The following is a 15,669-nucleotide window of genomic DNA, read 5'->3' as shown; positions in this document are numbered from 1 at the left end:
TTAGCCACCACTGCCAAGCTTTACTCATTAGAAGACGAAGGCTCTGGCCGAGTAGCCAGCCAAACGGCAATCAGCATTAGTAGAGCGATCACGCCCCAGCGTGTCCAGCCGGGGCCGAGCGACCAAGCCGTGATCAGTGCACTCAATGCGATCATGCTAACAGCCGCCAACTTAGCGCGCCGGGGTATGGCGCGCTCTTGCTCCCAGTTAACCAGCAGTGGCCCGACATACTGGCGGGAGCGAATCCATGCCTCAAAGCGCGGTGAGCCTTTGGAGGCAGAGTAAACAGCCATTAGCATAAACACGGTGGTCGGCAGCAGGGGTAGAAAAATGCCTAACACACCGATGCTAAAACTCATCCCTGCCAGCATTACCCACATGAGGCTGATCAGTCTCATTCTTGCTCCCCAATTGGCACGGTGATGCCTATATTGCCCGTTACGTATGGATAAGTATGGACTTATATGAGGGCTTTGCCACTTGACTCGTTGGCTGCTAAAAGCCGTCTTAAGGCGCCAGGGCGAGCAGGGGCTTGCCATGGGGGCCGCCCTCAATGTGCTGCAGCTCGGCTGCGTAAACCCTCGCGATGGTTGCGGGGTTGAGCACCTGGTTGGGTAGGCCGTGGTCAATACGCTGCCCTTGATGCAGCAACCATACCCGGTCAGCGTAGGTGCTGGCGAGATTAAGGTCGTGGAGCACGCAAACAATGGCCATGCGGTGCTGCGTGGCCCAACCGCGCAGTTGGCGCATCAGGCGCTGCTGCTGGCCGATATCCAAGGCGCTGGTAGGCTCATCCAGAAGTAAAATACCGCCATCCTTGGCGGTGGGAGAACACCTTGAGAGTAGCTGGCAGGCGCCTCGGGCGATCATCACCCGCTGGCGTTCGCCGCCGGAAAGCGAGAGCACGCTGCGCTTGGCGAGGTGGGTGAGATCCAGGTCGTCAAGTAGCGCCGCGACCAGAGATTTGGACGGGTTACTGCCTAGGCTCAACAGCTCGTCGGTTTGCCAGTCAAAGCCGGGTAACTCCTGCTGGGCGACCAACGCTCGGCGATTGGCAAGTTCGGCGATGGGCCATTCGCGCAGGGGGTTGCCATCCAGATGTAGCTCTCCCTGCTCGGCAGCTCGAAACCCCGACAGCATGCTGAGCAGCGTGCTCTTGCCCGCGCCGTTGGGGCCGACAATGGCTAGCAGCTCGCCGGGGCGAATCGTGCCATCTAGTGGGGCGATAGTAGGTGTGGTGGTTAAACCAGCCTGATGGAGCGTTAGCATGCTCGGTTCCTGCGCATTAGTAGGTACAGGAAGTAAGGGCCGCCGAGTAGGCTAGTCAGCAGCCCGACGGGGATTTCCGCCGGGGCAGCGACGGTGCGGGCCAAGGTGTCAGCCACAACCAGCAGTAGCGCGCCGCCGATCATTGAGGCGGGTAGCAACAGCCGGTGGCCAGGCCCTAGCCAAAGCCGCAGGCAGTGGGGCACCAGCAGGCCTAAAAAGCCAATGACGCCGGTGAGCGCCACACAGATTCCTACTCCCAGTGAGGTCGCGATCACCACGCGGCGTTTTAAACGCGCCGCATCCAGTCCCGCCGCATGGGCGGTAGCTTCACCCAACTGGAGCAGGTCGAGTTCACGAGCGCTGCGCATCAATAGCCATAGGGCAACGGCAATCAGGACGAGGGCGAGCGCCGTGGTGCGCCACAGGGCGTTAGTGAGCGTACCCATGCCCCATAAACTAAGCTGGCGTAGCTGTTCATCGCTGGCGATAAAGGCTAAAACCCCACCGCCAGCCCCGGCTAGGGTGTTGATGGCCAAACCAGCCAGTAGCAGGGTCATCACAGCGGCACTGCCGCCGCCTTGGCGCTTGGCGATGCCAAAGACAATCAAACAGACGCATAAGGCGCCCAGAAAGCCTGCCGCAAACTGACCGTAAAGGCTGCCTGCGCCGCTGTCTTGAAACAGCACGATCCACACTGCTACGAAAAGCCCGGCACCGCTGGCAAGGCCAAGCAGAGTAGGGTCGGCCAGCGGGTTACGAAACAGCCCTTGCATGGCGGCGCCGCTACCGGCAAGCATTGCACCCACTGCCACGCCCAGCAGTAAGCGCGGCAGGCGCAGTTGCCACCACACCTGCACGCTGAGCGGATCGGCTTGGCCGCGGAGTACTTCCCACGGGGAGATGCCCAGCGCACCAGAGGCGGCCGCCCAGCCTAAGGCCAGCAGCAGCGTAACGGTTAATCCGACGAGCACGCGGGTAGTGCGACTAACCGGCAGTTGCACTCGGAAACGGCCAGTGTGAAGAATGGCTATCATGGGCTTAGCTGGGCGGTGCTGTTATGAATGCTAGTCGATGCTCCCAATAGTGCTTCAACGTCCTGGCGCAGGGTGAGTAGCTGATCAGGCGTGCGCGGGCCAAAGCCAAGCAGCGCTTGGTCATCAACGACAATCAACTGTTGCTCTCGGCCAGCGGGAGTTAACGCCATACCGGGTAACTGCCATAGCGCGGCTTCGCCGCCCATTGCCGCCAGGCCCCGTTCGGAGACAATCACAACCTCCGGCGCTTGCCGGGCCAGAGCTTCGGCACCCACGCTGTGGTAGCCCTGCATCTCTGCGAAGGCATTTGCCAAGCCCACCGCTTCGAGCGCGCTATGCGCTGCCGTATCGCTGCCCGCCGCACGGGGTGTTAAGCCGCTATGCTGCATGATAAACATGGCTCGGGTCGTCGGTAGGACGGGCATGCTGGCTAGCCAGTCAAGTTTGTCGCTCAAGGCGACTGCCAAGGCTTCTGCCGCGTCGCGACGGTCAGTTAATCGGCCAACGGCGCGGACTTTATCGGCAATGGCATTGAGGGTGGGTGGGGCGTTGATAATCTCTACGCTGACATCGACAGCCGCCAGTTGCTCCAGCACTTCCTTGGGGCCTGCGTGACCGGCGGCTAACACCCGGTCAGGTTTAAACGACAGGACGCTTTCAGCGGAGAGCTGGCGCAGGTAACCCACCGAGGGTAGCTCCGCCATGGCGGGTGGATGCACGACCGTGTCATCCCGAGCGATCACATTAATATCGGCGTCCAGTGCGGCCAGGGTTTCGGCAATATCGCCGCCCAGCACCACCCAGCGTTCGCTAGCCAATGCGGCCCCGGCGGTTAGCCACCCCATCAGCAGTACTGCCAGTGAGCGGCGTATCAGGCGTTTTGCGTTCATGCCACCGCCTCTTGGCTACCGAGTTCATCCAGCAATTGCCGCCACTCGCGACGCTCCGCGTGGCCTTCCTGGCGTTCCGCGTAAAGTTGCAGCACTAGCGAACCTTCGGCATCGAAGGCTTCAATGCTGGTCACGCCGCCGTCGCGGTTGGGCTTGCTGACTTGCCACACTTGGTCAATAGCCGTGTCATCAAGGTGCAGAGTGAACTGCTCGCCGAACAGATTCAGCCAGCCGCGGGCCCGTTGCGGGGTGGGCAGGGTGCTGGTGCGAATCTGCACGCAGCCGGGACTGGCGACAAACAGCATCAATGGCAGCGCGCGTAGGCTGGCGTTTTGAAGCACCGTTTCCAGGGCATTCACAGGCAGCGTTCGGGTATAGCGGCCTTCCATCAACTGGTTGGCCTCAATGCGCTCCAGATGATGGCGCTGGAGGAGGGCAAAGAACTGGTGCACGTCGCGCATCGCCCCCCACTCGCTGGCCAGGGTAGGCGCTTCATGCAGCGGCCGCTTTAGGCGGGGCAGGCTCTGGGTAAAGGCAGGCGAGTTACTAGTGCCTAATGCCGCAAGTGCACCCCAGGGGCGCGGTAGTGGGTTCTCCAGGGCAAAGCATTTGTGAACGGCGCAGCCATGCTGGTTGAATATTTGCAGGCTCCAGCGCCACTGCGCTTCTTCCGCGCTGGTGGCCGGCATAGGATCACGAATCAGGCAGGCCCAGTGCCAGTTCGTGTAGAGCAGTCGTAAATCCAGGCCGCCAGGGTCGAGCAACAGGCCAGTATGCTCCCCGCCGCTTAGTTCAGGGTAGTCGCCGGTTTGCTCTAGCACGGCCAGCCGGGAGCGAGTCAACGCCTTCACCCGCCCCAGTTGGGGCAGGTAGGCGGCGATATCGCTGGGCGAGAGCGGCAGCGTCCATACGTCGCGGCCTAACCGGGCGGCCTGTAGCTCGCCTTCACTGATCGATAAGCGCTCGGCAATCTCAATCGCAGGTAGCCGCGGCTGCGCGGCGCGCGCGGCGTCAAAGGCTTCAATAATCGCGATCTGTTGGGATGGAATCATGACGCACCTCTATCGGGTTGACTGTATGGATTTACCACTGCCAGTTAAGGGTGGCGAAAAGACTGCGCCCATCGCCCAGACTACCGTCGGGGCGGTACCATACCTTGTCGCCAACATTGGCAAGGCGCAGCGAAGTATCCACGGCCGTGGTGAGTTGCCAGGCGAGATGCACATCGTGTAGGCCGTAACCGGGAAGGCGCTCGTCATCGCCCTGCTTATCGAAAGATTGGGCAAAGCGTGCTTGCCAGCCCAGGCGGATATCGCTCCTGTACAGCGCCACTTCGCTACCCAGGGTGGCTTCCAGGGGTGTTTGACTGCCTAGGGGCTCGCCAGAATCACGGTCTTTGCCGGAGACTTCCGAAAGGCCCATAAAGCTGGTGAGTAACGGGAAAGCGCTAGGCTGCCAGGTCACCCGGGCGTCATAGCCCCATAGCTGGGCGCGCTGAACGTTCACTGCCTGGGTGGTGCCCGCCATGATGTCGACGTGGGTGTCGATAAAATCGTCGGCGCGGGTGTCGAAGTAGCTGGCACGAACCTGCCAATCGCCCTGATGCCAGACCACGCCGCTTTCCCAGGTGTGGCTGGATTCAGGCGAGAGATTGGGATTGGGAATCCAGTAGTTATCCGGTGTACAAAAGAAGGGACCAGCGCAGAAACCGGCAAAGTGGCGCTCGTTGGCGTAAAGCTCGGAAAGGCTAGGGGCACGGAAGGCTTCGGCGTACCCGGAGAACAGCATCAGGGCATCGTCGGGTCGCCAAGCAAGGCGAAAGCGCGGTGACACTTGGTCGTGGATGCTATCAGCGCCGTTTTGGCCGCTGGCGTCGTAACGGTCATAGCGGGCTCCCAAGCCAACGTCAAACTGCCCGGCGCCGCCATCGGTTAGATAGCGTCCTGCGGTGAGGGTGGTGTCGAGATAGGCTGCCTGGGTGTCGATATCGGCTTTAGGGAAGCCATTCGCTTCGCCATCTGGCCGTTGGCGTGCCTGCTCCAGCTCGGCGCCGAACACCAGCGTTTGCGAGAGCCAGCCGTGATCCATGGTGTGGAAACCGTCGCTCTGGAGACCGACCCGCTCTAAGGTGCGGTTGGCCTGGGGCTCATCGATATCCTGCTGGCTAAAGGTCAGCTGCGAAGTGACTTCGGTGGCAGCGCTGGGCTGCCAGCGGTGGCCCAACTGGACGTTGTTGCTTTCCACATCGCGATCGCGCAGCGGATTGCTGGCATCGGTGGAAAGCTGCTGTGGGTTGGCGGGCTGGGTGGCGCGTTCGTCGTAGTGCTGCCAGCTCATAAATAGCCGCTGATCGTCGCTTGGCTCCCAACCGCCTTTTAGCAGCAGGCTATTGAGCGTTGCATCCTCTTCGGCTTCATCGCCCCCGGCGCGGCGAATATCACCGGATTCACTGCGACCGATTGAAAAGAGACCATCCACCTGGCCATTGGCGGTATCGCGGCGGCCAAAGGCCGTCAGGCTGCCCCGCAGCTCATCGCTGGCAGTGGTGCCGCCTACCGATAGGCGTACGCCGCTATCTTCGCCGGGAGCAAGCAGGTCGTTGGCATCCACACTGGTGAAGCTGACCACTCCGCCCATGGCATTGCTGCCGTAAAGGCTGGAGAGCGCACCGCGCGCTATCTGTACTTCTTGAATCAAGCCAGGGTCGAGGAAGAAGTTACCGATATGACCGGTGGAGATATCCTGGCGTACCCCGTCTAATCGCACCAGCACACCTTTACTGCCAAAACCGCGCATACTTAAGGTCTGGCCATTTCGACGCCCTTGTCCAGCCACATGCAGGCCGGGTTGGCGGCTAAGTACGTCTTCGACCCGGCTGGCGGTGGCCAGCACCGCATCATCGCGATCAATAATATCGATAATTAGCGGCGCCTGTGAAAGATCCGTAGGCGCCCGGGTGCCGGTGACCGTCACAGGGTTAAGCTCGGCGTCGTCTGCTTGGGCGGCGAGTAGTGGGAGCAGCGTTAAACAGAGGCCACTAAAGGTGCGTGTATGTTTCATGAGCCAGAGAGTTCCAACAGGGATAAGTGGAAGAGGTCGCTGGCTGGGTGCGATGGGCTACCTGGCTGGCTTTGCTTTTTAGAATCAATAAGTTAATTAGGTATTTAGATGTTTAAGGGCGTTAGGCGTTAAGGATTAACTTGCCGTTTTTAGTACGGCGCAACACATAGCGGCGCTGTTCATGGTGAATAACCAACTGGCCTGAGTTACCAAGTAATTCTTTGCTATTCACCTCGTGGGGCGTCGAGGCCGACGTATCTCCCTGGCCAGTGCCCTTGGCGGGTAACTGCATGAGAGAGTAACTCCTGTGTTAATGATAACTATTAGCGTTAATTTAGCAGAGTTGCAGACATCCCTCAATAGGGTTTGGGGAGTAAAAGTGGCTAGCATTCGACTGTTCTTCATCTAAATGCAGGCATGCCGTCATCTTGCTGTCATTAAGCTTCTTTAGTGTCTCCTAACGTTTAATCGTTGACTTACAAACGATCAGGGGGAGACCAAAATGAGTAAAGAGATCGAAGATCATCGCCTGTTTAACCACAGCGGCAATCAACCTTTTGCGGAAGTATTGGCGCGCCATGTGTCACGGCGCGACGTGATGCGCGGTGGTTTGAGCATGGCGGCTGCCTCGATGCTTAGCTTTGGCGGTGCTGCTCAAGCGCTTGCCGCAAGCGGCGCCCAAAAAACACCCCTGACACTGGCGTTTGAAGCGGTTAAAGGGTCACGCACCGATGCCGTGGTGGTGCCGGAAGGTTACGTGGCCCAGGTCCTGGTGCCGTGGGGCACGCCGCTGAACCAAAATATTACCTGGCAGCCCGAACAGCCAATGACCGCTGAGCGTCAGGCGGAGAGTGTGGGCATGCACCATGACGGCATGGCCGGTTTTGCCCTGGATACCGACAACGCCTCGCGTCGTTTCGTGCTGGCGCTCAACAATGAATATATCGACCAAGCAGCGCTATGGGCGCCTCAAGGTGGCCCCACTAATGCGGATGAGGGTCAGCGGCCAGCAGAGGAGTCGCGCACCGAAATCAACGCTCACGGTGTTACCCTTGTTGAGGTCGAAAAGAACGCCAGCGGCCAATGGGCGCACGTGCCAGGGTCGCGCTATAACCGTCGCCTCACCAGCGCGACGGTGATGGAACTTTCCGGGCCAGTGGCGGGCAGTGACTACGTCAAAACCCGCTTTTCGCCTGAGGGTACCCAAACCCGTGGTACCAACAATAACTGTGGTAACGGGGTAACGCCCTGGGGCACCTATATTGCCTGTGAAGAGAACTGGCCCGATATCTTTGTGAACCGCGGTGAACGCTTCCAGGACGATGCCCGGATTGGTATTCCCACCGATAAAAGCCGCTATGGTTGGGATACTTCGGCAGGTGATGCCTCTGAACAGAATGACGAATTTGCTCGCTTCGATATTACCCCGCGCGGCGAGCGTGCTGAAAATGATTACCGCAACGAAGCACGCACGTTCGGCTACCAGGTGGAAGTTGATCCCTATAGTGATGCATTGGCGGTTAAGCGTACGGCACTCGGGCGTTTCCGTCATGAAGGGTGTTGGTTAGGCAAGCTGGAAGCCGGTCAGCCAGTGGTTTACTACTCAGGGCACGATGCCCGCAACGAGTACGTATATAAATATGTCTCTGATGCCGCCTGGGATCCCGCCGATGCCAACCGCCCAGGTGAAGAGTACGATCGTCTTGCCATTGGCAACAAATATTTGGATAACGGCACCCTCTATGTGGCCCGTTTCCACGCTGACGGCAGCGGCGAATGGCTGCCGCTAACGCCTAGCACCCAAACGCGCGATGGTCGCACACTGGCGGCGGCGTTGGGGCTAGCCGACGATGATGCGGCAGGTATCATCATCAACACCTGCGATGCAGCGGATTTGCTGGGTGCCACGCCAATGGATCGCCCTGAGTGGGCTTCCGTCGATCCTGCATCCGGTGAGGTGTATCTCACCCTCACCAATAACACGCAGCGTACCGCTGAAGAGACATCCCCAACTTATACTAATGACGGTGAGCGTCTGGAACAGGTAGGTGTTGGTTACGATTTAGCGCCTACCAATGCCGCCAACCCTCGCGCTAATAACGAAGCGGGGCATATTATCCGCTGGCGCGAAAGCCGGCTCCCGAATGCCTTCACTTGGGAGGTGTTTGTGTTCGGCGCTGCCGCTGACGATGCAGATAACCACTCAGGCCTGACAGAAATGAATCAGTTCGCCAGCCCCGACGGACTCTGGTTCGACGAGCGAGAAGACGGTCAGGGTATCCTCTGGATCCAGACCGATAATGGTTATGATGGGGTGACCGAGTACACCAACGATCAGTTGCTTGCCGTGGTACCTAATGGGCTAGACGACATCCAGGGAACCGGCCCGGTGATTAACCGCAGCAACCAGCAGCAGCTTAAGCGCTTTGCGGTGGGGCCGAACGGCTGTGAAGTGACGGGTATCTTTGCCACGCCGGATAAAACCGCGCTGTTCATTAACATTCAGCACCCCGGTAACTGGCCAGCCGATGGTAGCGAGCTTGTGCAAGATGCCACCGTTGCGGCCAGCGGACAAGTACGCCCGCGGGCCTCGACCGTTGTTATTCAGAAGCGCGATGGCGGGCCAATTGGGGTTTAAAATTACGCGCTGAGTGCAAAGCGCTGCCGCTATTAAGACGCCGCTATGTCAAAGCTTCGAACCTCTCTCGGGTTCGAAGCTTTTTTATTCCAGGCTGGGTGAGCCTGACACTTTTTCTGTCGGGCTTCTAACGCCTGAATGGCATTTGACCCTTAATGGCAGTTGTATCGGCCCGTACCTGGGCCGATCTCCTGGCAAGTTACTGTTCTGAGTTCGGCAGGATAAGGGCGTCATCATCAACGTTAAGCACGTAGTCGCCGTTGGTCGGTGCGCTCAGCTTAGGTTTTCCCGATGGTTGGCTGACGATAGCTGACTGATAATCGTCGGTCTGAACAAAGCCCTGCATGTTGGCAGGCACCGAGTCGGGGATGATGAGCTGATAGTTGCCTGCGTCAGCGCCGGTCAATGAAGCATCAACCAGCACACGGTTCTCGCCCGGTGTGAGGCCCGCGAACAGGCCACTGAGCTGAAGCTCTACGTCGTCGCCACTGATGGTGCCGTTAAGCACACCTTCCAACACCGCCGTCAGCGTACCGTCAAACGGCTTGTCTTGAGCCAGGATATCGGCGGCGATGGCCTTACGCTCGATGGTCAGGGCGCCGTCGATAAAGGTCAGCGCGTAATTGCCGTCGCTGCCGCTGCCGCTGGCGGTCAATACGTAGGTGCCCGCGTTGGTGCCCGTGCCGCCGCTGGTGGTGATCCCATTGAGCACACTGGCATCCTCGCCGTTCACCAGGCCGTCGACGGTAAAGCCGCTAACGCTTTGCTCGGTGCCGTTGTAGGTGGTGGTGCCGCTGTTGGCGGTGACGGTGGCCTGGGCCTTATTGATGGTCAGGGTACCGTCTACAAAGGCCAGTTCGTAATTGCCGTCGGTGCCACTGGCAGTCAGGGTGTAGCTACCCACATTGGTGCCTTTACCGCCGCTGGTGGTCACGCCAGTCAATACGCTTTGATCCTCACCATTAACCAAGCCATCAACAGTAAAGCCATCAACACTCTGCTCGGTGCCGTTGTAGGTGGTGGTGCCGCTATTGGCGGTGACAGTGGCCTGGGCCTTATTGATGGTCAGGGTGCCGTCGACAAAAGTCAGCTCGTAATTGCCGTCGCTGCCATTGGCGGTCAGCGTATAGCTGCCGGCGTTGCGTCCGCCACCATTGACGGTGACGTCAGTCAGTACGCTTTGATCTTCACCATTAACCAGACCCTCGATGGTAAAGCCGCTGATGCTTTGCTCTGTGCCGTTGTAGGTGGTGGTGCCGCTATTGGCGGTGACAGTGGCCTGGGCCTTGTTGATGGTCAGTTTGCCATCGACAAAGGTCAGCTCGTAGTTATCGGCGGTACCGCCGCCAACCGTGAGCACATAGCTACCCGCATTGGTGCCTTTACCGCCGCTAGTGGTCACGCCAGTCAGCACACTGGCATCTTCGCCGTTAACCAAACCGTCGACGGTAAAGCCACTAACGCTCTGCTCTGTGCCGTTGTAGGTGGTAGTACCACTGTTGGCGGTGACGGTGGCCTGGGCTTTGTCGATGGTCAGGGTGCCGCCACTGGTGGTGATTAGGTCGTAGCCCTGTTGATCCGAGTACAGGCCGTTCATACCGAGGGCGTAGGCACCGGCATTTTTGCCGCCGACGGGTTGACCGAAAATGCGATCAGCATCGTACGCGCCAGCGGCGCTCCAACTGCCGCCCTGTTCCGTGCCGTTATAGGTGACGCTGGTGTCGTCGCCGGTGACTTCAAGGGCGGTCAAAAAGTGCCGCAGCAACGGGGCGGTATAACCTTCGTAGATACGCCAGACCTTGCCCGTGCCGCCTTGCGCATCAATATCCCAGCCTGTGAAGCTGTCGGCTTGCAGCATTTGTGCGGTGGTCAGGCCGGTCATACCAGAGGTGCCTCTGCTACTAGAGCCAACAGCGCTGGTTTGGCCGCTGGTTTCGGTGTTCCAGTAGGTATTGACAATATCACCGTGCAATTGACCTATTAGACCGCCAATCCGGAGCGCGGTGCCGCCGACTTGTCCTGTGGCGTAGCTTTCTTCAATTGCGCCGTATTCGCTGGCGTATCCGACCAGACCGCCGATATCTGAACCACTACCGGTTACATCAGCCGAACTGTAGCTCTGTTTGATGGAACCAGTTGATTGGCCGACCAAGCCACCGACAAACTGTCTTCCGCTGACCCGGCCGGTTACATAGCTCTGCCTGATAGACCCGTTAAGGTCGCCGACAAGCCCGCCTACATTGCCACCGCCGGTGATGGCGGCGTTGATCAAGCCGATATTGTGAACCTGGCTACCGCCGAGTGTCACTCCAAACAGGCCAACGTTATTTGTATTGGGCCGGTTGATGGTCAGACCGTTGATGCTATAGCCAAGGCCGTCGAAGACGCCTCTGTAACCGTAAGTCCCGTCCCCAACGGGCACAAACCCCGCTCCACCGTTCCAACTGGCGGTATCGGCGGCGTCGATGTGGTTGCCAAGCAGGTAGTTGGCCGTGACGTCATTGCGCATGGCCTGTAGCTGCTCGACGTTCTGGATCACGGTATAGAGCGCCGGGCGGTTGGTGGCGTCGAGGGTGCCGGTGGGCAGGTCGTTTTTGTTGAACACCCGGTTGCCGGCCAGCGCGCGCAGGTAGGGGGTGGTTTGATCGTCGGCATTGGCCCAGGTGCCGGCAAAGTCAAAGCCGGTGAAGTTGGCGGCGTCGAACATCTGCGCGGTGGTGAGGCCGGTGGTGCCGGCGGAGCTTCCTGCACCCACTGCGCTGGCCTGGCCGCTGGTCTCGGTGTTCCAGTAGCTGTTGGTGATGGTGTCATCGTAGTTGTTTCCAGCCAGCCCGCCGACGTAGTCACGGCCTTCAACGCTGCCGGCGGCATAGACGTTGCTGATGGTTCCAAGGCTGTACCCCACCAGGCCGCCGACGTAGTCAAGGCCTTCAACGCTGCCGGTAGCATAGGCGTTGTTAATGGTTCCCGATTGGTTAAATCCGACCAGCCCGCCGACTTGATTAATACTGCCCTTAACGCTACCGGTGGTATAGGCGTTGTTGATGGTTCCCGATTGGTTAAATCCGACCAGCCCGCCGACTCTGCTTAAGCTCTCAACGCTGCCGGAGGCATAGGCGTTGTTAATGGTTCCCGATTGGTTAAATCCGACCAGCCCGCCGACTTGATTAATACTGCCCTTAACGCTACCGGTGGTATAGGCGTCGTCGATGGTTCCCGATTGGTTAAATCCGACCAGCCCGCCGACTCTTTCACGGCCCTCAACGCTGCCGGTGGCATAGGCGTTGCTGATGATACCTGAGCTGACGCCGGCCAGCCCGCCGACATGGTTACGGCCGGAGACGCTGCCACCTACCAGCCCAATATCGCGGACCACGCTGCCGCTGGCGGTAGCGCCAAACAAGCCAACAAAATCCGTACCACTGCGGTCGATGGTGAGGTTGCTGAGGGTGTGGCCCAGGCCGTTGAAGGTGCCAGTGAATCGATCACTCTCTCCCACCGGCTGCCAATTGCTGATACTGCCCAGGTCAATGTTGCTGCCCACAGCATAGTTGGCGGTCAAGTCGCTGTTCATGGCTTGCAGCGCCGCAGCATCGTTGACCACGGTGTAGCTGATCACACTGCCGGTCGAGCCTTTTTGGGTGCTGAAGTTGTTGCCGCTTTGCAGATTGATGGGGGCGTTGATGTGGTAGTCCGCCGTGCCGCCATCGGTAGTGGCTTGGCCGTATTGCAAGGCGACTTTGCCATTTGCCCCTTGAGCGGTGATGGCCGCGTTGATGTTGATGTCGTTATGGGCATCCAGCGTCAGCGTGGTATCGGCGTTCCAGGTAACAGCGGCTTGGACGTTGATGTCGCCCGCTTCGCTACCGCTGGCCACTGTTTGCAGGGTGATGCTGTTGTTCGCCAAGTTGCCAGAGAGCGTATCGGCACCAATGCCGCTGTCGGTTTCGACCGCACTGCCCGCGCTGATGGTGAAATCGGTCGGGTCGATCAGCCATTCGCCGGTGGTGCCGTTGTTGGCGTTGGTAGTGACCTGGGTGCCGCCAGCGATTTTGACGTGGGCACCAGAGGTGTCGATAAAGCCGCCGTCGCCGCTGTCCGGCGCTGAGGCATCCAGTGTACCGGCGACGTTGACCGTACCGCCGTTAAAGCCACCCTTGAGCACAATGGTGCCGCTCTGGTTGTCCAGGGTTTGTGCTTCCACGATGCCGGTGTTGTTGACCACGGTTTGCAGCAGGGCATCGGTAGCGTTGGCGGTCATCACCACCTGACCGCCGTTGGCGCGAACCAGTTGGTGGTTCTCCACCAGCGCGTCGATGGTGCCTTCATCCACGGTCACGTTGAGCAGGCCGTCACCGGCAAAGTCCAGGGTGATCTGGTCACCTGCGGCCAGTGCTACGGTGCCCTGATTGGCCTGAATGATGCCGTGGTTACTGACTTGCCCGCCCAGCAGCGCGACCGCGCCGCCGTCGGCATTGAGGGTGCCGTGGTTTACAACCGCAGCATTGTTGCCGTCACCGCTGAACTGGTAATGGCCGTTATTGAAGTCTTCATCGCTGAGGCTCAGGGTCGAGGCCACCAGCGACCCCACATTGACCGCTGCACCCTCGCCAAACAAAACGCCGTTGGGGTTGACCAGAAACACCTGGCCGTTGGCATTGAGGTTGCCGTAGATCGCCGAGGCGTCTTCACCGATCACCCGGTTCAACGCCACCGAGTCGCTGCCCGGCTGGTGGAAATTGACGGTGTTGCCCGCACCAATATCAAAGCTGTCCCAGTGGGTGATTAGCCTGTCGCTGTTCTGCTGAACGTCCAGGCTGTTGCCCTCCTGGCGGATGCTGCCGGAACCGCCGACGATGTTACCGCCGGTGGGCAGGTCGGCGGCCTGCAGGTGGGCAGAGGCCAGGCTGATGGCGATGGCCAGGGCGGTGCGGGTGAAGGTGGGGGCTGAAGGGGACATATGACGTACCTTTGCGGCTGACTGCCTAGGGCCTTTCGTTCGTTTGTCGTCTCGGTTTAGAACATCCATTGCACTTGCCCCCATAGATAAACGTCTTCCGGCTCGTCGCTGATGGCCTCTTCGCCATCTATCGAGGTGGCGGCGGTGGCACTGATTTGCCATTGGTGATGGGGTTGCCAGTAGGCGGATACCCCGGCGCCTTGGAGATGACGATGGCGGTCACCGGTGGCTAGCGGGTCTTTGTTATAGGTAATGCCGCCTGCTTCGAGGAAGGCGCCGAGCTGCCATCGTGGGTTCACGGCGTAGCGCAGTTCGGCACTGGCCAGCCAGCCCTCGTCACCCGAGGCTTCGCCCTGCGGGAAGGCGCGGATGCCGTAGGCGCCGCCCAGGCTGATTTTCTCGACCGAATCCAGGTTGTCGTCGGCGAGCTGGCCGCGCAGGTTCATGTTCAGGGTGAAGCGCTGGCTGAGGCGTTGCTGACGCAGCAAGGCCAGGTTGATCTTGTGGTAATGGCCTTCGGTGCCGTAAAAGTCGGCTGCGGCGGCGTAGGGGCTGTCCATCGACAGCTCGCCGTGGGTCCAGCTCAAGCGATAGCTGTTGGCACTGCCGCCCAGCAGGTCATCACGCCAGTAGCCGTTGACGAGATCAAGGGTAACGCTGCGCAAGGTTTTCTCGCTGGTTATGCCGAGCTGCTCGTCTTCTAGATCGCGGTAGCGCCATTCGATGCGGCTTGACACGCCCCAACGGCGTTGCTGCCACCAGTTTTGGCTGGCATACAGGCTTCCGCTTTTAGCGTTGCCCTCTGCATTGAGGGTGTCGAACTCTTTGCCCAGCTCGTAGTCGAGCCAGGATAAGCTCGCACCCACTCGGGTGTTCCACGGACCGACCGGTAGCTCGTACTGGGTGTTCAAAAAGCGCTGGTCGCCATCGGAGACCAGCGCTTGCAGTTGCAGGCGGTCACCTAGCCCTAGGGGGTTGGCTACCTCGAGACCGCCGCTCAGGCGATATTCGCCGTTGTAGGTATTGCCATAATTGTCGAGCGCCAAATAACCGCTGAGGGGGGGCTGGTTGCCGACATCGATATCCAGCGCCGTGGTACCGACCGCATTGCCACGCGAAAGCCGTGAGTTGACCTGGCTGGCGGGCAGCGCATCGAGGCTCATCAGCGCGTTTTCCAGTGCGCCTGCGCGCACGCCGTCTCCCGCGTTCAGGCCGCGAGTGGCATTCCGTAGCAGGCGATCCGGCAGGTGGCTTTGGTTGTTCAGTTGAACGCGGTCGTATCTGCCTTCGACGATTTGAATCGTCAAATAGCCGTCATCGATTTCCTGCGGCGGCAGGAGGGCGCGGGCGAGTAGCCAGTCATGCTGCCGATACCAGGCCGTGATGCGGTCGGCCGCCTGCTGAAGCTGGCCGAGGGTGAGAGGCTGGCTATGAAGGTTCTCCAGTACGGCAGCCAGTTGCTCATCACTGAACGCTGAGTTGCCGGTGAAGCGAAAGCCCTGAATATCGACGGTTTGGCCGCCTGTGTCCTGTTCCGTTACGTCAGGAGACGTCAACGTTGGGGTATCCGTGGGCGGCTCGGGTGGCAGGCTTAGTGGTCGAGTTTCCAGGTCGCGCAGTGCGCCGCCTACGGTTTCGGCGGCCTGCAGCGGCATTGCTATAAAGCAGGACATCAGGCCAAGGGCCTGCAGGCTGGATATGGCGGTCAGTTTTTTCACGATGTTTCCCCGTCCCTAATGACGCTTTGCATTATTAGAAAGGGGGGAGATTAGCAATGCGTTTTGGCAGCGGCTTCCACTCAGCGCCACAACACCGAGT

Annotated in this window: 9 protein-coding genes and 1 pseudogene; 1 reads left to right on the top strand and 9 read right to left on the bottom strand. The window is 59.7% G+C overall.

Annotated features, from left to right (window positions below; translation table 11 throughout):
• Positions 1–20: 20 nt before the first annotated feature.
• The 7 genes and pseudogenes from SR894_RS18730 to hemP form a co-directional block, all read right to left on the bottom strand.
• Positions 21–398 (bottom strand): YbaN family protein, encoded by a 378-nt coding sequence (locus tag SR894_RS18730; protein WP_246638173.1) that lies wholly within the window; start codon positions 396–398, stop codon positions 21–23.
• 109 nt (positions 399–507) lie between these two features.
• A pseudogene (locus SR894_RS18725) lies at positions 508–1,209 on the bottom strand (ATP-binding cassette domain-containing protein); the annotation flags it as partial.
• Positions 1,210–1,262: 53 nt separating this feature from the next.
• Positions 1,263–2,303 carry a FecCD family ABC transporter permease gene (locus SR894_RS18720; RefSeq protein WP_223288489.1) on the bottom strand — a complete coding sequence of 347 codons (1,041 nt, stop codon included), beginning with the start codon at positions 2,301–2,303 and terminating at the stop codon, positions 1,263–1,265.
• The gene (locus SR894_RS18715) at positions 2,300–3,193 is read right to left on the bottom strand and encodes a heme/hemin ABC transporter substrate-binding protein (protein ID WP_223288488.1); all 894 of its coding nucleotides are present in this window, start codon (positions 3,191–3,193) and stop codon (positions 2,300–2,302) included. Before SR894_RS18715 ends, SR894_RS18720 begins: the two co-directional genes overlap by 4 nt.
• The gene (locus tag SR894_RS18710) at positions 3,190–4,245 is read right to left on the bottom strand and encodes a ChuX/HutX family heme-like substrate-binding protein (protein ID WP_223288487.1); all 1,056 of its coding nucleotides are present in this window, start codon (positions 4,243–4,245) and stop codon (positions 3,190–3,192) included. Before SR894_RS18710 ends, SR894_RS18715 begins: the two co-directional genes overlap by 4 nt.
• A 31-nt stretch (positions 4,246–4,276) precedes the next feature.
• On the bottom strand, positions 4,277–6,253 hold the full coding sequence (locus SR894_RS18705; RefSeq protein WP_223288486.1) for a TonB-dependent receptor domain-containing protein: 1,977 nt from the start codon (positions 6,251–6,253) through the stop codon (positions 4,277–4,279).
• A gap of 121 nt (positions 6,254–6,374) precedes the next feature.
• Positions 6,375–6,545 carry a hemin uptake protein HemP gene (gene hemP, locus SR894_RS18700; RefSeq protein WP_133731487.1) on the bottom strand — a complete coding sequence of 57 codons (171 nt, stop codon included), beginning with the start codon at positions 6,543–6,545 and terminating at the stop codon, positions 6,375–6,377.
• Positions 6,546–6,755: 210 nt separating this feature from the next.
• On the opposite strand from hemP, the gene SR894_RS18695 reads away from it, so the two are divergent.
• Positions 6,756–8,891, top strand: coding sequence for a PhoX family protein (locus tag SR894_RS18695; protein ID WP_223288485.1), 2,136 nt, complete (start codon positions 6,756–6,758; stop codon positions 8,889–8,891).
• A 199-nt stretch (positions 8,892–9,090) separates the two neighbouring features.
• On the opposite strand, the gene SR894_RS18690 is transcribed toward SR894_RS18695, so the two are convergent.
• A complete protein-coding gene (locus SR894_RS18690) occupies positions 9,091–13,851 on the bottom strand; it encodes a two-partner secretion domain-containing protein (protein ID WP_223288484.1) in 4,761 nt (1,586 codons plus the stop codon).
• 56 nt (positions 13,852–13,907) lie between these two features.
• On the bottom strand, positions 13,908–15,569 hold the full coding sequence (locus tag SR894_RS18685) for a ShlB/FhaC/HecB family hemolysin secretion/activation protein (protein WP_223288483.1): 1,662 nt from the start codon (positions 15,567–15,569) through the stop codon (positions 13,908–13,910).
• Positions 15,570–15,669 lie beyond the last annotated feature (100 nt).

Origin of the sequence: Vreelandella neptunia (assembly GCF_034479615.1) — a bacterium.
Taxonomy (GTDB): domain Bacteria; phylum Pseudomonadota; class Gammaproteobacteria; order Pseudomonadales; family Halomonadaceae; genus Vreelandella; species Vreelandella neptunia.
Note: the sequence above shows the minus strand (reverse complement) of the source record. Positions and strands in the feature narration are given on the sequence as shown.